This window comes from Paenibacillus polymyxa (assembly GCF_001719045.1).
Lineage (GTDB): Bacteria > Bacillota > Bacilli > Paenibacillales > Paenibacillaceae > Paenibacillus > Paenibacillus polymyxa_B.
Map to the genome: position 1 here is coordinate 2,742,476 of NZ_CP015423.1, position 18,875 is coordinate 2,761,350.

Below are 18,875 nucleotides of genomic sequence, written 5' to 3' on the forward strand. Positions count from 1 at the left end.
GGATACTTTGCAGGAAATTCCGGAGACCATAACCTCTATTAGTCAAGCTGCAAAACTAACAGGTTTAACAGAAGATACTATACGCTATTATGAGCGAATTGGCTTACTGCCTTATGCAGAACGAAAGGCTAACGGACACAGGTTCTACAGTAGAGATCAGATTCTGGGGATTATCTTTTTAACCCGATTAAAAGCTACTGGAATGACTATAGAGGAAATGAAGCATTATCGAGAACTTTCGATGCAAGGCAACAGCACCATTCCGATCAGACAATCCTTACTTGAGAAACATAATCAGAAGATTCAACAAGAAATTTCCAGACTAATGGAAACCCAAAAAATTATTGAATATAAGCTCAACCATTATCGTGACCTCTCTACCAATCCTGATCTTAGCGACACGAATTGCAACCCCCTTTTTTAAGGGGGTTTTTTATTTTCAGCGGGAGATTGATGGAGCTCCCTTAATTCCCTATAATCCAAATATAGTATGAATTTCTAGGGGGAATAACGGTGATCACCTATGTGAGATGCAATGACGTCAGTATGGAACACATTTTTCAAGCGTTTTCGCTTGGGTTCTCGGATTATTCCATTCGCCTGACCATGGATCAGGACGATTTCGCAGCACGTTTTTTTGGTCCAGAGGGTAATACACGGAATCACTCTTTCCTTGCCATGGATGAGGATCAACCGATCGGCTTAATTCTCGGCGGTGTCCGGCAGTTCGACGGGTACAAGACCATGCGTTGCGGCACGCTATGCATCGCTCCGGTTTACCGCGGTCAGGGGATTAGCAACAAGTTGCTGGAATTACATAAACAAACAGCCATCTCCGCGGGTTGCCAGCAGCTATGGCTTGAAGTCATCAAGGATAATCATCGGGCCGTCAAATTATATGAAAAGCAAGGCTATCAGCCACGCTATACGCTGAAATACTACAACGGCACTCTGCCCTCCGCGCCACCCGCTGCCCTCTCATCTTCGTATATTTTTAAGGAAGTTACATTTGATGACATCGCAGCTTTTCGAAAGACCCTTATCGACTGCCACATCCATTGGCAAAGTGACACACCTTATTACGCCACCAGTACACAGGAAGCTTTTCTCGGCATCTACGAAGTAAATCAAACGTGCCTCGGCATGGTGAGCATGAGTGCTAAGGGTAAAATCAACTTTCTTTGGGTCGATCCTAAGCATCGCAACCAAGGATTAGGATGCGCCCTCCTTCATAGAGCAGCAGAGATCCAAAAGATTGAGAAGGTGAACATCTGTCTGTCTGACAATGACTCTCTTGAAGGCTTTATCCAAAAAATAGGTCTCTTGAAAGACCCCATTGAGCAATATGAAATGGGTATGCCGCTGAAGGTCGATCATGTTGTACAATGATCAACCTTCTTCCTATCCATGCTCCCCTGCTTGATTCACCTACATCTATCATTTCTGAGAACGATTGATATACACTGATTTGAGCAATGCGCACATATAAAGATCATCATATTTTCCTAACGTAAATTCATATTGGGAGAGGAGCCCTTCTTGCCGAAAGCCTGCTTTTTCAAGCAACCGCAAGGATTGTGCATTCTCTGGCTCTACTAGCGCCTGAATGCGGTTCAATGAGAGGGTGTTAAACCCATAGTCGATTACAGCTGCAAGTACCTCCGACATTAGCCCTTGGCCCCAATAGACTCTGGACAATTCATAGCCCATTTCTGCCCGGTGATGACGTTGATCCCAGTTATGAAATCCGCAAGAACCGATGATTTTACCTTCATTTGTTTGAATAGCCCAGCGGATTCCCTGATCTGTCTCAAAAATCTGATCATACCAACTAATCTCATCCAGCGCATCCTGTTCAGACTCAAACGGGCTCAGTCCATAAAACTTCATAACCTGCTCATCTGAAAAGTATTCCAACATGTCCTTGCTGTCCGTCGCTACCATTTTTCGTAATATGAGACGTTCAGTCGTTATAACCGGAAACTCACCTTTCACATTCTCACCTTTTGTTGCCTTGTTCGCTTTTGCCAGTTCTTCTTGCATACCCATACCTCCCGAGTTCAATAATCGCTTATCGTTACTTTCTTCTTCCAATTATAGAGTAAATGGGAGGAAGGGATATTTATAATAATTTCTTTGTTTATAGAATGTTTTCCTAAACATGGATTATAAAATGACCGTTAATATAAGGAGTGTGTTTTTAATTATTAAGAAGAGGTGTATTTTTTGGACGAACAGCACATATCACACATTCCGCAGGAAACTTCAAGACAGACGTACATTCAGCATGGTCAAAATTATGGGGTAGATCCAAACAGGATGGCGGCGTTATCAAAAACATACGGGAATTCTACTCTGTTTAGACGGTGGGGAGCAACGGTTTTTGATTGCATATTTTTTGTAATCGGGTATACTTGTTTTTTTATTTCTGTCATTCAAATAACGGACAGATGGTTTTTGCCTTTAGCGATTGCAACCCGTTGTATTCTGCTTATTGCTTTCTTCAGCTATTATTTACTTTTGGAAGGTTACACAGGCTATACGCTGGGTAAGTTCGTTTTTCGTATTCAGGTGGTTAACGGGGAAGGAAAGCCTCCTGGTTTTCTTAAATCACTCATTCGTACGCTGCTCAGGCTAATCGACACCAATCCATTGCTAATGGGTGGGATACCTGCTGGTATCAGTGTGTTAGTAACTGCATCAAGACAACGAATTGGAGATTTAGCTGCAGGTACATATGTTGTAAAGGTACGGGATTTAGAGCCGATTAGCAAAAAGACAATGAAACGTTCGCTCTTTATATTTTTTACCGCAATGGTGATCTTGGGAGCCTCGTTTGTAAATGCTATTTTTATACTTGCAGACAGTTACGTACCTCCTGAAGTTCCGGTGAGTAAGAAAGAGCAAAGCTATGTAAGTAAAGATGGACGGTTTCAAATCACGGCCCCGCTGGACTGGTCAACAGACCCGGACCGTGAAGGAAAGGCAGAGATTGCAATATTCAATCCGTACATCCAAAAGTCCGTTGTGGTACTATCCCACTCAAAAAAGCAATTGGGCAATATAACTCTCCAACAGTATGGTAAGAAAGCTGAAAATAACTTAACCAAAGAGTGGAACCTGTCCAGTGTAGGACCTGTCTCTAACACAACCATTTATGGATATCCTGCCCTTGAGTTCGTGATTAAAGGCAAGAAAGATGTGGACAAATATGTTACCCATGTAGCGATTATTGAGACCGAAAGTAATTACTACCAGGTGCTTGGATATGCACCAGCGTCTAAAGATGCCCGTTTAAAGAAAGAACTACACGACATAACCTATAGCTTCCGCGAGGTTCGTCATTAGACAGCGTGGCTGGCAATAAAAAGGATAGACACAAAAAGCAGGTGCTCCTATGAGCCCTGTTTTTTTGCGTACAACTATACTCTTCCTTAGATTACACTCAATACAAAAATATATAACATCGTCTAATGGATTATCATAATACGCTGCAATTTCACATCTATGATAAAATTGACTGACATGTTCGGTAATCCGCCTTATCATATTGTTCAGATGCACAATGAATTGAAAACCCTTTCATTAAGGTGGTACATTAAAATACGCTATATCACTATAGCTAAAGGAGGAATCCGGATTTTGTTTCAGCTCTCCGAAAAACAAGCCCAAGACATCGTAGACAAAATGATGAAGGATATTCCATACAATATAAATATTATGAATGAACGAGGCATCATCATTGGCAGCGGCGAGAGTGAACGAATCGGAACCATTCACCAAGGAGCTGTTCAGGCGCTCGAAACTGGGAAAATGGTTGAAGTGTGGCAGGACGGCCACTATGAGAAAAAGGGAACCAATGAACCGATTGTCATTCATCATGAGTTAGTTGGTGTCATTGGTATTTCAGGCAATCCCGATGAAGTGCGTCCTTTTTGCAATATTGTTAAAACTACGGTGTCTCTCCTGATTGAACAGCGCATCTCGCTGGAGCATCTGGCCCATGAAGCCAATCGCAAAAAATCTGTGCTGGAAATGTTGTTAAATCATCAAGGAGCCTACACGCAAAAAATAAAAAAAGAAGCCGCTCAATATCACATTGATTTGCTTCTAAAAACTTCGGCTGTATATGTAAAGTATCTGCCTGCTGATCCAGCTCATTTAGCCGAGTTGTCCAATATATTCATGCAGCATCCGTCCTTTCGTATGGAGGAAGACTGCTATCTCATTCTGATACAAAATCAGGAGCCGACAGACAAACTGCTAGAGCCACTTGTGCGTAGCCATCCCGATGTGCTGATTACGGTCAGCAGACAGGAGCACAACATTGCGGATGTTTATATGCAAGCCAAGTCAGCTATGAATGTTTTACTGGCTTTGCGCCCGCCTGTGCAAAAAATTTCTTTTGCGGAAGTCGAGTTTCTGGTCAAATTGAGTCAAACGAACCTGACGAACACGATCTATCTGGTTAGCAAGCTGGAAGATACTGTGGATTTGCTGGATACGCTGCGAAGCTTTATTAACCATAACGGCAGTGTCTCCTTCACCGCAGATGAATTAAATATTCACCGAAATACGCTGCAATACCGCCTGAAGCGCATCCATACCTTAACCGGTAAAGATCCCCGGAACCTCCTTCAGCTTTTTGAGCTTACGCATGGCTTATTGGCACTGTATCAATGAACTGCTGTTTCACGCCAGACCATGCGCCAGTAATATCATATTTCCGCTCGCCGTCACTCCCCAATTTCTCAGTCAATCCGGCTTTGGCTAAGTTCGGGATTACAGGCGAGCGCTCGTATTATATCGTATTTGTATGATGCCGTTTTATGTTTATAACCCACTTCTCCATCTGTTCATTTCTCGCTGAACTGAAGTACTCTTGCGATATTCTCGCACGTACGCTCTACGTTTTGCGGCCCTTCGGCCAGCAGCTTACCGAGCTCCGAGGCTCCCGGCACGATGCCAAACACCGCATCGATCCCTTCCTTGTACAACGTGTCGATCCCTTCCCCAATATAACCTGCGACCGCAATGACCTTTTTACCAGACTGTTTTGCCGCCTGAGCTACTCCATAAGGAGTTTTACCGAATTTGGTCTGAAAATCAATACCGCCTTCCCCCGTCAAAACGATATCGGCAGTGGCGAGCTTTTGTTTTAAACCGGTGTATTCAATCACAATTTCAATGCCTTTTTGCAGCGTCGCCTGAGTGAAAATCAATAAGCCCGCACCCAATCCACCTGCTGCGCCTGCGCCTGGGAGATCGCGCACATCCTTGCCCAGCTGCTGTTTCACCACATCGGCGTAATGAGCAAGATTGGCATCCAATTGCTGCACCATCTCCGGGGTTGCCCCTTTTTGTGGCCCGAATACTTGAGATGCCCCATGCTCTCCGCACAGCGGATTTGTCACATCACAGGCAACAATCAGTTGTACCTGCTGCAAGCGGTCATCCAGTGATGAAATATCAACACTGGCCAGCTCGCCCAGACTACCGCCGCCGCGCGGAAGAGTATTACCTGTTGCATCCAAAAATCTGGCGCCCAGCGCTTCCGCCATTCCTATACCGCCATCATTCGTCGCGCTTCCGCCAATGCCGATGATAATTTTTCGAATTCCCTGGTTCAGACATTCACGGATTAACTCCCCTGTGCCGTAGGTTGTTGTCTTTAACGGGTTTTTGTTATCCTTGTTGACCAAATGAATTCCACTGGCGGATGCCATCTCGATTGCCGCCGTGGTGCCGTCTCCCAGCAAGCCGTATGCAGCAGTTACAGGTTCTCCAAGCGGTCCTGTCACCTCGATATAACGAATCTGCCCGCCTGTCGCATCCACCAGTGACTGCACCGTTCCTTCACCGCCGTCCGCCATCGGTACGTGGACATAATTCGCTGCCGGATAGACCTTGCGCAGTCCTTTCTCCATCGCGATACACACTTCTTTAGCCGTCATGCTTTCTTTAAAAGAATCTGGTGCCAGCACAAATGTTTTCTCTCTCATCTTCTCACCCCATCGTGAATATTAAAGTAAAAATCCATACATGATTGTCGCTACAATTGCCATCGTTCCACCCACAATAGCTTCGTAAGGAATCAATCCCATCCGTTGTTTAATGCTCATTTTCATGCTGTCTGCCGTGACGTGAAAATAGTTGCCCTGCGGCAAGGAATCAATGACTGTAGCTCCTGTATGCACCATCACAGCTGCAGCGAGTGGGGCCGTTCCCATGTTCAGAATGGCTTCCCCAAACGAGCCTGTCGCCAAAATAACGCCAGTCGAGGTGGACGCCGTAGCAGCTGCCATCAGAATACCTGCAAGCGGTGCCAAAAATGTACCGGAAACTCCCGAAGCTTCAATCAGGCCAACCACCTGAGCAGACAAGTTGGAGGCAGAGATCAGACCCGCAATCCCGCCTGCACCGATCAAAATCAGCACGGTCGCCGTCATTTTATTCAAACCGGAGGCCGAATACTTCAGGATATTGCGCCCTTGTCCCATGGCCAGCATACCTACAATCCCAGCGACCGGCAAAATATACATCGCATCCACCTTGAAATTCGAAAGTGCTTCAATACCAGAGATGGAACCAATCGGGTTAATCATCAGCAAAATAACAGCTACCAGCGGGGCTACAATCGCCCGTCCCAACGCTGGATATTTTGATGTATCGACATCACTGTCCATGATATCCTGGTCGGACACCTTCACACCTTTGGTTTTCAACAGAGATGCCACCAAAACAGTCATGATTAAACCGCATATCGCAGGAACCACACCCGCCAACATCACGTGGCTTAAATCCAGATTAAATCCGCGCGCCGCTGCAATCGTATTAGGATTGGGAGAGATGATGTTCCCCGCTTTTCCGCCTCCAGACAAAGCCAACAGGAGCGCCAGCTTGGAAATCCCCATTTTGTTACCGACCGACAATGCAATAGGTGCCACAATCAACACGGCAACGGGAATAAATACACCTACCGCCGTAATAATCATCGTCGCCAAGGCTAGTGCGAGTATCGCTTTACTGCCGCCGAACTTCTTTACAATAGCCTGCGCAATCGTCTCCGCTGCCCCGGATTCCATCATTACACCTGCCAATACACCTGCGGCAAGCACACGAATGACCGTCCCCATCACACTTTGCGTACCGCTTATTAACACGCTGATCGTCTGTTCCAAATTGGCTCCGCCCAATAAAGCGCCTACAATAGCTCCCAAAAATAAAGCGTAAACCGGATTCAGCTTTCTTAATATCAGAATAATTGCAATAGCCAGCCCTGCCAGAGCTCCTATCCAACTGATCGTCAATCCTTCCATCTGTCTAACCCCCCGGGCAATTTTTGATTACGCTTTCATTATATCGATTGCCGCACGTTAAAAATATTGAAGAACAGACGAAATTGATTGTGCATTTGAACAAAAAATCCGAACTTCAATTGGAACCTATAGTTGAAATCAGTATGGAGTCTAGCATTATATATGAGAAGATCCGAACAGGATCTATGTCTTAATATGCAATTTTCATTTTATGTATAGTGGCGTTACAAAACAAATTTAATGTATACGCTTGCAAATTTAAAATTTCAGATTATAATACCTGTATACAAGTATACTTGATTAATTGAGAAGGTGAAATGATGGTCGAATCAGAATTCCTATATCCCTCCAAATGGCTTTTAAAAGCCTCAGCTGGTGATCGCGTAACATCCGAGCTTAGAATGCGCATTATTTCTGGCGGGATTGAAAGCGGTACCATATTATCTGAAAATAAACTAGCTGCTGATTTCACTGTAAGTCGCTCACCCATTCGTGAAGCGTTAAAAATACTGGCATCCGAAAATATCATTCGATTAGAAAGAATGGGAGCCGTTGTTATTGGCCTATCAGAAAAAGAAATAGAAGAAATTTATGATGTCCGTCTGCTCATAGAATCCTTCGTATTTGAACGTCTTGTAAAGATGGACACTAATGATTTGACGAAGGAACTTAGTAAAATACTCGAAATGATGAAAGTTGCCGTCAAATATAATGATGCTGATGAGTTTTCATATCAAGATGTCTTGTTCCATGAAACGATTATTCGTGCAGTCAATCATTCACATATTCTGATGATCTGGAATAATTTAAAGCCTGTTATGGAAAGTCTCATTCTTTTGTCGATGCGTATGCGTTTCACTGAAAAGTATGAAGATTTTACACGGATTATAAACAATCACGAACTTTATATTGAAGCAATCAAAGTAAAAGATAGAGACCTCATGATCAAGTCTTTACATGAAAACTTTGATGATGTTCAAGGTAAAGTAGAAGACCTATGGATGTCACAACAAATGCTATCTAAAGGAGTCGTGCAACAAAATGACTAACTATATGTTAGGTATAGATATCGGAACCACAAGTACGAAAGCCGTTCTATTTAGCAAAAAAGGCGAAGTCATCCAACAAGAGAATATTGGATACCCGCTTTATACACCGGATATAGCGACAGCTGAACAAAACCCAGAAGAGATTTTTCAGGCTGTCCTGCAAGCCACTTCGAATATCATGAAACATCACTCACAAAAAAAGCTATCGTTTGTTTCATTTAGCAGTGCCATGCATAGTGTCATTGCGATGGATGAAAATGACCGCCCACTGACGTCTTGTATCACTTGGGCAGATAATCGAAGTGAAGCATGGGCACATAAAATAAAAGATGAGCTGAATGGCCATGAAGTCTATAAACGAACAGGAACACCCATTCACCCCATGTCACCCTTAACGAAAATAGCCTGGATTGTGAATGACCTTCCTGAAACCGCTGTCAAGGTTAAAAAGTATATCGGAATTAAAGAATATATTTTTAAAAAGTTCTTTGATCAATATGTAGTGGATTATTCCCTAGCTTCTGCCATGGGTATGATGAATCTAGAAAAATTAGATTGGGATGAAGAGGCATTAAAAATTGCTGGTATAACCCCTTCTCAATTATCTGAGCTTGTGCCAACAACCAGGATATTTACCAACTGTAATTCAGATTTAGCAAAAAAGATGGGGATCGATCCACAAACATCGTTTGTCATTGGAGCTAGCGATGGAGTCCTTTCTAATCTAGGTGTAAATGCGATACGAAAAGGCGAAGTTGCCGTCACAATCGGGACAAGCGGTGCCATTCGAACCATTATAGACAAGCCTCAAACAGACGAAAAGGGAAGAATATTTTGTTATGCCTTAACAGAAAAGCACTGGGTTATTGGGGGGCCGGTGAACAATGGCGGGATGGTCCTTCGCTGGATCCGTGACGAACTTGCCTCATCAGAAGTAGAAACAGCGAAAAGACTAGGAATTGATCCATATGATGTACTAACCAAGATTGCTGAACGTGTAAGACCAGGATCTGACGGATTGTTATTCCATCCATACCTGGCTGGTGAACGTGCGCCATTATGGAACCCAGACGTACGTGGCTCATTCTTCGGTTTAACAATGTCACATAAGAAAGAACATATGATTCGCGCAGCCCTAGAAGGAGTCATTTACAATTTGTACACCGTATTTTTAGCATTAACCGAATGTATGGACGGTCCTGTGACCCGAATTCAAGCTACTGGAGGCTTCGCAAGATCAGATGTTTGGCGGCAAATGATGTCTGACATATTCTCATCTGAAGTCGTCGTTCCAGAAAGCTACGAAAGTTCTTGTCTAGGGGCTTGTATTTTAGGCTTGTATGCCACCGGACAAATCCAGTCCTTTGAAGTCGTTTCTGAAATGATTGGCAGTACCAACAAACATACACCAAAAGAAGAAGCGACCAAGGAATATAGGAAATTGCTGCCCATTTTCATTAACCTATCCAGAGTATTAGAAGATGATTATACACGGATTTCCAATTATCAAAGAAGCTTAATTAAACACTAAAAAGATAAAAAGCAGGGGGTAATTACAATGCCATTAGTTATCGTAGCGATTGGAATTTTAGCATTATTAGTTTTAATAATGGGCTTCAAATTGAATACCTTTATTTCATTAATCATTGTATCGTTCGGCGTCGCTTTAGCACTTGGAATGCCATTAGAGGAAATTGTCAAAACCATCGAAGCCGGATTAGGCGGAACCCTTGGTCACTTAGCGTTAATCTTTGGACTTGGAGCGATGTTAGGTAAGTTGATCGCCGATTCTGGTGGTGCTCAACGAATTGCCATGACCCTCGTAGACAAATTTGGTGAAAAAAATATCCAATGGGCAGTCGTAGCTGCTTCATTCATTATCGGTGTGGCGTTATTTTTTGAAGTAGGATTAGTATTGTTAATTCCAATCATATTTGCCATTTCAAAAGAATTAAAAGTTTCTATTTTATATCTCGGGATTCCGATGGTTGCAGCTTTATCCGTAACACATGGTTTCTTACCTCCACATCCAGGGCCAACAGTTATTGCTGGTGAATATGGCGCGAACCTTGGTGAGGTTTTACTTTACGGTTTCATTATTGCCATTCCAACCGTTATTTTAGCTGGACCTGTATTTACTAAGCTTGCCAAAAAACTCGTACCTGCATCATTTACGAAAACCGGTAATATCGCCTCTTTAGGTGAACAAAAAGTATTTAAATCCGAGGAAACTCCGGGATTTGGTATCAGTGTATTTACTGCAATGCTTCCTGTTATTTTAATGTCTATTGCTACGGTTATTACTTTGCTTCAAAAAACAATGGGATTTGAAGATAGCAGTTTACTAGCAGCGATCCGTTTTATTGGTGATGCATCAACTTCCATGTTAATTTCCTTACTGGTAGCTGTCTACACCATGGGAATAGCACGAAAAATTCCAATCAAAAATGTAATGGCATCTTGTACAACGGCTATTACTCATATTGGGATGATGCTCTTAATCATTGGGGGTGGCGGAGCCTTCAAACAAGTACTGATTAATGGCGGCGTAGGTGACTATGTGGCTGAATTATTCAATGGAACTACATTATCACCCATCTTACTTGCCTGGATTATCGCTGCAATATTACGTATTTCCTTAGGTTCTGCAACTGTTGCAGCTTTAACAACCGCTGGTTTAGTTATTCCGATGTTAGGACAATCCGACGTTAATCTTGCTTTAGTTGTGCTTGCAACGGGAGCGGGTAGTTTAATAGCTTCACATGTTAACGATGCTGGTTTCTGGATGTTTAAAGAATATTTTGGTTTAAGCATGAAAGAAACATTTGCAACATGGACATTGCTTGAGACCATCATTTCTGTAGCTGGATTAGGATTTATTTTAGTACTAAGTTTATTCGTATAAACCATGATTCCCGGGCGGTAGATCCCCCACTTATTTTTCTTAGAATCTTCTAAGCCTATAAGTGAGGATCTATGGCCTATTCATTTCAAATAAAAGGAGCAGAAAAAATGTCCAACACAATTGGTGTCATTGGTTTAGGGGTAATGGGCCGTAATATCGCTTTAAATATGGCTGGTAAGGGTGAGCAAGTCGCTGTCTATAATTATACGAGGGATTTAACGGATGATCTTGTTAAAAAAAGTGAAGGTCACTCCATCCATCCCTACTACGAAATTCAAAATTTTGTTTACTCCTTAAAAACTCCAAGGAAAATCTTCCTTATGGTAACAGCGGGCAAACCGGTCGATTCGGTAATAGGTACATTAGTACCCTTCCTTGAAGCAGGCGATGTGATCATGGACGGTGGTAACTCCCATTACAAAGATACGGAACGTAGATATGATGAATTGAAGTCAAAAGGAATCGGTTATTTAGGAATCGGTATTTCCGGCGGCGAAGTTGGGGCTTTAAATGGACCTTCGATCATGCCTGGTGGAGATAAAAACGTATATGAAAAAGCAGCTTCTATTCTAACAAAAATAGCGGCCCACGTGGACGGAGACCCTTGTTGTGTTTATATGGGTCCAAAAGGTTCCGGTCACTTTGTAAAAATGGTACATAACGGAATCGAGTACGCAGATATGCAATTAATCGCAGAAACCTATACATTTTTAAGAAAAAGGTTACGTTTATCTGTGAATGAAATTGCTGATATCTTTGAAATATGGAATCAAGGGGAACTGAAAAGTTATTTAATCCAAATCACAGCAGAGATTTTACGGAAAAAGGATGATGTAACAGGCTTACCATTAATCGATGTGATTCTTGATAAAACAGGGCAAAAGGGCACAGGTAAATGGACAAGCATTCAAGCAATTGACAATGGGATTCCATCATCCATTATTACAGAGTCATTGTTTGCCCGTTACATCTCCTCTTTAAAAGAAGAACGAGTTTATGCAGAAAATATTCTAACAGGACCAGGGATTGATCAGCGAAGTTTAGATAAAGATGTGTGGATTGAGTACATTAGACAAGCTTTTTATATGGGTAAGATTTGTGCCTACGCGCAAGGATTTATACAATATAAAATGACTTCTGAACTTTACGGATGGAATTTACCTTTAAAGGATATAGCCCTTATTTTCCGTGGTGGTTGCATCATTCGTGCTGAATTCTTAAACGTAATTAGCGAAACATATCAAGAACAGCCGAATTTGGCTAATCTATTAATCGCCCCGTATTTTGCTGAAAAGGTTAAAGAGTATCAAAAAGGATTACGAAAAGTTGTCTGTGAGGGTATTAATTCTGGTACTTCGTTTCCATGTTTAAGTGCTTCACTTACTTATTACGATAGTTACCGGACAGGCATTTCGAATGCTAACCTTTTGCAAGCACAAAGGGATTATTTTGGTGCCCATACTTATGAACGAAGTGATGCAGCAGGGTCCTTTCACACAAACTGGCAGTGATTGATAGTGGTAGTAAATCTCCAGTGCCCTAATGAAGTGGTTTTTTCCCTTCATTAGGGCACTCCTTTGGAATACATTTTCGCTACAATGTTCTTGTGTCTATACTATTTCATCTCATTTTTGAACGATTGAACTCGTTGCTTCTGTTGTTCCTTTTGCCTCACCATGTCCTGCACCAAATAGGTTCAGTACCACCACGCCAATAACAATTAAAGCAATACCTGCGATACTTCCTGTATTGATTTTTTCTTTCCAAATCAATACTGAAATAAGCGTTGTAGCAACAGCTCCTACACCTGACCAGATGGCATAAGTCATATTTAAGGGGAGCGTCTTAAGGGATAAGGAGATAAAGAAGAAAGAGATCACGAACGCCACAATTGTGAATAGAGTCGGATACAGTCTGGTGAAACCTTCTGAAGCTTTAAGCATTGAAGTTCCAACAAGTTCACCAACAATAGAGATTGCCAAGAAAAGATAAGCCATTATTCATTCTCCTTTATATATGTTTTCAATTCTTCCATCATTTTTTGCCTCATTTCTTCATTGGGAGGAGCAAGCCCAAACATTTCAGCAAACCACAAACCGTCTATAGCTAATCGGACTATCGTGGAACGAACGGGGTCCAATTCGTCGTTTTCAATTTTATTTTGGATATTCTCATACTCGTCCTGAAGTAATTTTAGCATGTGAGGGTTCGTAAACTGTGCTGCTGAGAGAGCGGTATACAGGTCACTTGCATTCCGATCGCCAGAAAATGATGTATTCATATACGCGCGAGTCCATCTTCCTTTGGAATGCATATCGTTTTCTGCTCTCTCATTAAATTCGGAGACAAAGCTGGTCGATAGTTGTTCAACCATTCCCAAAATCAATTCATCTTTATTCGGAAAATGGTAAAGCAATCCTCCTTTACTTATTCCCGCTTTCTTAGCCACCGCTTCTAACGTTAATTTCTCTACTCCTTCTTCGTGCACAATCATCGAGGCCGCTTTAAGAATTAATTCTCTTTTTAATGCTTTTTTAGTTGTATTCATATTGATCACCCCTCTTTACTATACCGTCCAGACGGTTTTATTTCAAGTGGGTTAAAGTGATGGATTGGGTATGTAAGCCTAATTGAGTTGGATTAGGTTTTGATACGTTAGGTTTAAGCTAAATAAAAAGAAGCCTTGGGCGTATAACATTTCAGCCAAGACTTCGTCAAATAAACATCTACCCAGCCCAGACATTTGGCAAAAGTTCGCATCTGTTGGGTTTTAAGTGCCACCTATAGTTTAACTCTGCACATATTGTCTCAGCCATTGGAGCGCGGGACGTTCCGTGCCGTTAGAATTCAGCAGATGTGTGTTCGGCTTCCAAGTTTGTCCCTCGATATACCCCCAGAGCGTAACTCCCTTCACCGCAGAATGCTTCCATAATACCGGAAATTTCTCCTTGTATCTGGCAAGCTGGGTGTTGTCGTCACCAGTTATATCCAGTTCCGACACATAGATTGGCAATCCTGTTGCCGCCAGCTTGTTCAGTACAGTGTTCATCGTGTTAACTGAAACAGTGTCCATGCTAAACTGGTGGCATTGAATACCAATTCCGTCAATCAAGCCTCTGCTCTTGAGCTGATTAATAATATTGACATATTGGTCGGTTAACGAGGGATCGTTGATAATTCCATATTCATTAATCATCAGCTTGGCATTTGGAAAAGCTTGTCTTGCCTGTTGGAACGACCATATGACCCAATCCCATCCGGTCGATCCGTCACCGCCTATGGCATTGCGGAAGGATGGCTTCTGATGCAGGGGCTCATTCACCACATCTATAAACTCCGCATTCGGATAGCGTTGACCTGCTGCTTTAATCCACTGGGTTACTTCCGCCTTCTGATCAGCAGCCGACAGTCCGCTAATCCAACCTGGCTCCTGAGCACCCCATACCAATGTATGGAACTTGAACGGGAAGCCATTGTTACGGGCATAATTGTAGGCGGTATCCGCCTGCGACCAGTTCATGTTGTTACGGCTGCCTTCAACCGACCCCCATTTGGTCGAATTCTCTGGCGTCACCTGGTTCCAGTATGTTCCGAAACTTGCAGGGACACTTCCAGCAATGATATTCCCGAGGAATTTGCCACCGTTCGCCATACTGGCACTAGCCGGGTTTATCAGAACTGATGATAACAACACACCCGCCAACGCCAAGCTGCTTACCAACTTGCCCACTTTAAATTTCGACATACAATCTCCTCCTCATACGTATAGTTTTTAATATTCCTACCTCTAAATAAATCGCTTACATTTCCAATTATAAGAATGGAAGGTTATTGTCCGCTACATGTAAAAGTAAAGATTTTACCCGAAAAACTTTACATCATTGCGGGGCGACTGAACACCTGGTGCTCCTTTAACACATCGTTTCGATTAAAGTCTAGCCTCGTAGCATATCACTTTGGAGACTGCCCATTTAATAGTTTAAGGATTAAGCGCTCTTGCAATTGCGTCTACATAACTTTGGCTAGCACGCTGGCTTACTTCTGCTTGAGGAACCATCCCCTCAAAGTTGATGAGAAATTTGAAATTCCTACAAGGGAACATCAAATGTACCTATCGGTTATATTTCAAGAAACCATTGAACGAGGTATACAATCAGGTGAACTTGAGATCGGGCTCGATGCGAAGGCTGTATCACAGGCGCTAGTCGTATCGTTAATTGGACTGACGGTAATGATAAAGTCTCGTCCAGAACGATCATTTATTGATAACACGATAGAGGTGACACTTACACTTCTTAAGTAATTCAGAGTGAATTCAATTTTAACGAATGGGTGTATTCTCGACGCACATGTCCCCCAGCGCAACAAAGGCTGCCGGATACATTTTCTCGGCAGCCTTTGTTGCGCTCATATTACATACTTCTTCGCATTTGCATGAGTTCAAACGATTCCTTCACTGATCTTAGTTTTGCATATATATACTTAATAATGTATATTAATTCAAAACCAATGAAAAGGGAGTACATCTAATGTCATTTTTAATAAGAAACGCTAAGCCTGATGATTTAAGCAGTTTGACCGAGTTAATGTATGAATACATCGTTGGTTTTTATCAAAACCCTAGGCCACCTATCGAAAAAATTCATAATTTGATTCAAACCCTTTTTGAGCAGCAAAACGGTATACAGTTTGTGGCGGAACAAAATGGAGAATTAATCGGCTTTGCTACATTATTCTTTACCTTTAGCACGATGAAAGCAGACAAAATCACAGTTATGAACGACCTATTTGTATTGGAACCCTTTAGAGATACAGAAGTAGAATCACAGCTTTTTTTAGAATGTCAAAAGTACTCACAAAATCATGGATATGCTCAAATGACCTGGATAACTTCTACTGAGAATAAACGCGCTCAAATTTTCTTTAAAAAGATGGATGCTATCCAAGGGAGAGATTGGGTTCACTTTTCATCGTAACAATACTTTTGATACGATTTTCCGCGCTAACGGCAGTTCAAAGGGTACCCGATTGGGTGCCCTTTGTTCGTAATACATGTTTTCACGCCATGCGGATATGGAAACATGCCGATACAATTGAAGATACGTACTGGAAAACAGCAAGACAAAATTAATTCTCCATGAAATTGTTCAACGTAGATCCATGGGTAAAGTTTGTCGGTCGTTAAATTGCAAAATAGCTCAGTAGACCAACACATCAGATACCATACACGAGAAAATGGACGAGCCCTTCGTTAAACGCTCCAAGGATTCAGTTAGACAAACAGTTAATATGGATATGTATTAGAGTGAACCTGGATATAGAGTATACTATATGAGTATAAGTTCGATACACGATGACATTATATATGTAATGGTATTCAAATACAGCGCAGAAGAGGTTGAAAATGAGTCAGAAGCATTTTACAGATTACGCATTAAGTGAAGAAATTGTAAGAGCGCTGAATAGCTTGGGCTATGAGACGCCAACAGAGATTCAGACGGAAGTCATTCCAGTTGCGCTTGAGAAGAAGGACCTTGTCGCCAAATCGCAAACTGGTAGCGGCAAAACAGCTGCATATGGTATTCCACTTTGTGAGCTAGTAGATTGGAATGAGAATAAGCCCCAAGCTTTAATCCTGACGCCAACCCGTGAACTTGCATTACAGGTCACCGAGGACATCACGAATATTGGACGCTTTAAGCGGATAAAAGCGACGCCCCTTTATGGAAAACATCCTTTTCATATTCAAAAGGCCGAGTTAAAACAAAGAACACATATGGCTGTAGGTACGCCAGGACGTGTACTGGACCATATTGAACGAGGCACGCTATCGTTAGATCGAATGGCCTACCTCGTGATTGATGAAGCTGACGAGATGCTGAATATGGGCTTTATCGAGCAAGTTCAGTCGATCATTCAGGCCCTGCCTAGTGACCGGGTTACCATGTTATTCTCCGCTACTTTTCCTGAGGATGTAGCCAGACTGTCACACATATATATGAACGATCCTGTTGAAATTGAAATAAAAGCAACCGGTATAACGACCGCTACAATTGATCACTCTCTTATTCAGGTGAAGGAGTCAGACAAGCTGGCACTACTGCAAGATCTGCTGATTGTTGAGAATCCTGACAGCTGCATTATTTTCTGTCGTACGCAGGAGAATGTAGATACATTATTCAGAGCATTGGCTGATCTTGAATATCCATGTGATCGCATTCATGGTGGCATGGAGCAAGACGAGCGATTTGAGGTAATGAATGCATTTAGAAGGGGTCAATTCCGTTACTTGATCGCGACAGATGTTGCCGCCAGAGGAATTGATATCACGAATATCACCCATGTCATTAACTACGATATTCCCCTTGAGAAGGAAAGCTATGTTCACCGCACAGGACGTACGGGACGTGCTGGCAAAACGGGTAAAGCCATTTCCCTCATCACTCCTAAGGATGGCCGAAGATTAGCTGATATTGAAGCATATATTGGGTTCGCGATTCCGCAGGTAAAGGCTCCCTCAGAAGAGGCTGTTGACCTCCGTAGAGAAGATTTTGAGCAGAAACTGCATGTAAAAACCGCACTCAAAAAAGATAAGCGCGAGCAACTAAACCAACAGATTATGAAGCTGAACTTTAAAGGCGGTAAGAAGAAAAAACTTAGAGCTGTCGACTTCGTGGGGACCATCGCTAAGCTTGACGGGGTCACCGCAGATGATATCGGGATTATTACGATTCTGGATTATGCGACAGATGTTGAGATTCTGAATGGTAAAGGTCCACTGGTGCTCGAGATTATGAAGAATACAACCGTAAAGGGTAAGCTGTTAAAAGTACGCAAAGGGAATAAGTAGAAGATACGCTGCACTAAAGAGGGTGAGGCAATCCCGCCCAGCATAGCCGATGGTTTTCGTTAGCTATACGGGCGGGATTGCCGAGTTTATCTCTTGATCGTTTAATTTATCTTTCCATTTTGAATTTGCAAGAAAATCGTATGCTCTCTTGGATAAAACCATATCGTCATCTTCACCTAATCCATAGGTTATTTTGAAAAAGCACTCCTGAATCGTTTCAGAGTTTACTTACTATTGCGACGTCTAAAGTTATTAAAAATGTAATGTCTAAATAGAACAATTGAAATCTCGGGTAGCAATACAGCAAATATGTATAACAATATAATGAATGGTAATGACGAAATGAAAATTTCAGCGCCCTGGTCTGTTTTCACACGTTCAACTAGCAGCCACCACATAGGTACGGATATAATCCACACCAAGACATTAGAGATGATTACATAAAAAGTATTTTTCCATAACAGACAAAACAAAATTGCAATAATGGCCGGAACAGTCCATGAACCTATCGTATGACCATTACTTAATATAACAAATGTTATAACAGGATATAAAAGTGCAACCACCAGCTGGACTCCCCTATTATCATAAAACTTCATTTTCCCATCCCCTTTTTTCTTTACAATCTATTTTTTAATTTTTTGATAGGTATATTTATTATTCTATTTATTTCCACAATAAAAATCCAAGCTCTATGAAATCAACAACGTTGGTGATAATTGTTCTGCTTTATCGTATTCTCTTAGAGGGTT

At 42.1% G+C, this 18,875-nt stretch carries 16 protein-coding genes and 1 pseudogene; 11 read left to right on the forward strand and 6 right to left on the reverse strand.

The genetic code is table 11. The features are described 5' to 3' along the window. Positions 1–7 precede the first annotated feature (7 nt). Positions 8–424 (forward strand): MerR family transcriptional regulator, encoded by a 417-nt coding sequence (locus AOU00_RS12240; RefSeq protein WP_061829826.1) that lies wholly within the window; start codon positions 8–10, stop codon positions 422–424. 89 nt (positions 425–513) lie between these two features. Further along, complete coding sequence (locus AOU00_RS12245) at positions 514–1,389, forward strand: GNAT family N-acetyltransferase (RefSeq protein ID WP_061829768.1); 876 nt, start codon at positions 514–516, stop codon at positions 1,387–1,389. A gap of 48 nt (positions 1,390–1,437) precedes the next feature. Here AOU00_RS12245 and AOU00_RS12250 read toward each other — a convergent pair whose 3' ends face one another. Next, a complete protein-coding gene (locus AOU00_RS12250; RefSeq protein WP_061829825.1) occupies positions 1,438–1,995 on the reverse strand; it encodes a GNAT family N-acetyltransferase in 558 nt (185 codons plus the stop codon). Between the two features lie 222 nt (positions 1,996–2,217). On the opposite strand from AOU00_RS12250, the gene AOU00_RS12255 reads away from it, so the two are divergent. Together AOU00_RS12255 and AOU00_RS12260 are read left to right on the forward strand one after the other, a co-directional pair. Continuing rightward, positions 2,218–3,348, forward strand: coding sequence for an RDD family protein (locus AOU00_RS12255; protein WP_237166365.1), 1,131 nt, complete (start codon positions 2,218–2,220; stop codon positions 3,346–3,348). A gap of 294 nt (positions 3,349–3,642) precedes the next feature. Continuing rightward, the gene (locus AOU00_RS12260; protein ID WP_081112444.1) at positions 3,643–4,683 is read left to right on the forward strand and encodes a CdaR family transcriptional regulator; all 1,041 of its coding nucleotides are present in this window, start codon (positions 3,643–3,645) and stop codon (positions 4,681–4,683) included. Between the two features lie 173 nt (positions 4,684–4,856). Here AOU00_RS12260 and AOU00_RS12265 read toward each other — a convergent pair whose 3' ends face one another. Together AOU00_RS12265 and AOU00_RS12270 are read right to left on the reverse strand one after the other, a co-directional pair. After that, the gene (locus AOU00_RS12265) at positions 4,857–6,002 is read right to left on the reverse strand and encodes a glycerate kinase family protein (RefSeq protein WP_061829766.1); all 1,146 of its coding nucleotides are present in this window, start codon (positions 6,000–6,002) and stop codon (positions 4,857–4,859) included. Between the two features lie 21 nt (positions 6,003–6,023). Next, positions 6,024–7,319: a GntP family permease gene (locus AOU00_RS12270; RefSeq protein ID WP_061829765.1), complete on the reverse strand. Its 1,296-nt coding sequence runs from the start codon at positions 7,317–7,319 to the stop codon at positions 6,024–6,026. 317 nt (positions 7,320–7,636) lie between these two features. On the opposite strand from AOU00_RS12270, the gene AOU00_RS12275 reads away from it, so the two are divergent. The 4 genes from AOU00_RS12275 (at position 7,637) to gnd (ending at position 12,784) form a co-directional block, all read left to right on the forward strand. Then, positions 7,637–8,368 carry a GntR family transcriptional regulator gene (locus tag AOU00_RS12275; RefSeq protein WP_061829764.1) on the forward strand — a complete coding sequence of 244 codons (732 nt, stop codon included), beginning with the start codon at positions 7,637–7,639 and terminating at the stop codon, positions 8,366–8,368. Continuing rightward, positions 8,361–9,899 carry a gluconokinase gene (gene gntK / locus AOU00_RS12280; protein ID WP_069290720.1) on the forward strand — a complete coding sequence of 513 codons (1,539 nt, stop codon included), beginning with the start codon at positions 8,361–8,363 and terminating at the stop codon, positions 9,897–9,899. Before AOU00_RS12275 ends, gntK begins: the two co-directional genes overlap by 8 nt. Before the next feature lie 27 nt (positions 9,900–9,926). Continuing rightward, positions 9,927–11,273 (forward strand): GntP family permease, encoded by a 1,347-nt coding sequence (locus tag AOU00_RS12285; RefSeq protein WP_023991059.1) that lies wholly within the window; start codon positions 9,927–9,929, stop codon positions 11,271–11,273. Positions 11,274–11,380: 107 nt separating this feature from the next. Next, entirely contained in the window at positions 11,381–12,784 is a 1,404-nt protein-coding gene (gene gnd, locus AOU00_RS12290) for a decarboxylating NADP(+)-dependent phosphogluconate dehydrogenase (protein ID WP_069290721.1), read from the forward strand. A gap of 114 nt (positions 12,785–12,898) precedes the next feature. On the opposite strand, the gene AOU00_RS12295 is transcribed toward gnd, so the two are convergent. The 3 genes from AOU00_RS12295 to AOU00_RS12305 all read right to left on the reverse strand — a co-directional run bounded on the left by AOU00_RS12295 (position 12,899) and on the right by AOU00_RS12305 (position 15,018). Then, positions 12,899–13,270 carry a DMT family transporter gene (locus AOU00_RS12295; RefSeq protein WP_069290722.1) on the reverse strand — a complete coding sequence of 124 codons (372 nt, stop codon included), beginning with the start codon at positions 13,268–13,270 and terminating at the stop codon, positions 12,899–12,901. Beyond that, the gene (locus tag AOU00_RS12300) at positions 13,270–13,821 is read right to left on the reverse strand and encodes a TetR/AcrR family transcriptional regulator (protein WP_069290723.1); all 552 of its coding nucleotides are present in this window, start codon (positions 13,819–13,821) and stop codon (positions 13,270–13,272) included. Before AOU00_RS12300 ends, AOU00_RS12295 begins: the two co-directional genes overlap by 1 nt. 240 nt (positions 13,822–14,061) lie before the next feature. Then, entirely contained in the window at positions 14,062–15,018 is a 957-nt protein-coding gene (locus AOU00_RS12305) for an endo-1,4-beta-xylanase (RefSeq protein ID WP_069290724.1), read from the reverse strand. A gap of 324 nt (positions 15,019–15,342) precedes the next feature. Here AOU00_RS12305 and AOU00_RS12310 point away from each other — a divergent pair. The 3 genes and pseudogenes from AOU00_RS12310 to AOU00_RS12320 all read left to right on the forward strand — a co-directional run. Beyond that, a pseudogene (locus AOU00_RS12310) lies at positions 15,343–15,576 on the forward strand (TetR/AcrR family transcriptional regulator); the annotation flags it as partial. Positions 15,577–15,802: 226 nt separating this feature from the next. Further along, entirely contained in the window at positions 15,803–16,249 is a 447-nt protein-coding gene (locus tag AOU00_RS12315; protein ID WP_061829758.1) for a GNAT family N-acetyltransferase, read from the forward strand. Between the two features lie 428 nt (positions 16,250–16,677). Continuing rightward, complete coding sequence (locus AOU00_RS12320; protein WP_069290725.1) at positions 16,678–18,123, forward strand: DEAD/DEAH box helicase; 1,446 nt, start codon at positions 16,678–16,680, stop codon at positions 18,121–18,123. Positions 18,124–18,875: the final 752 nt, after the last annotated feature.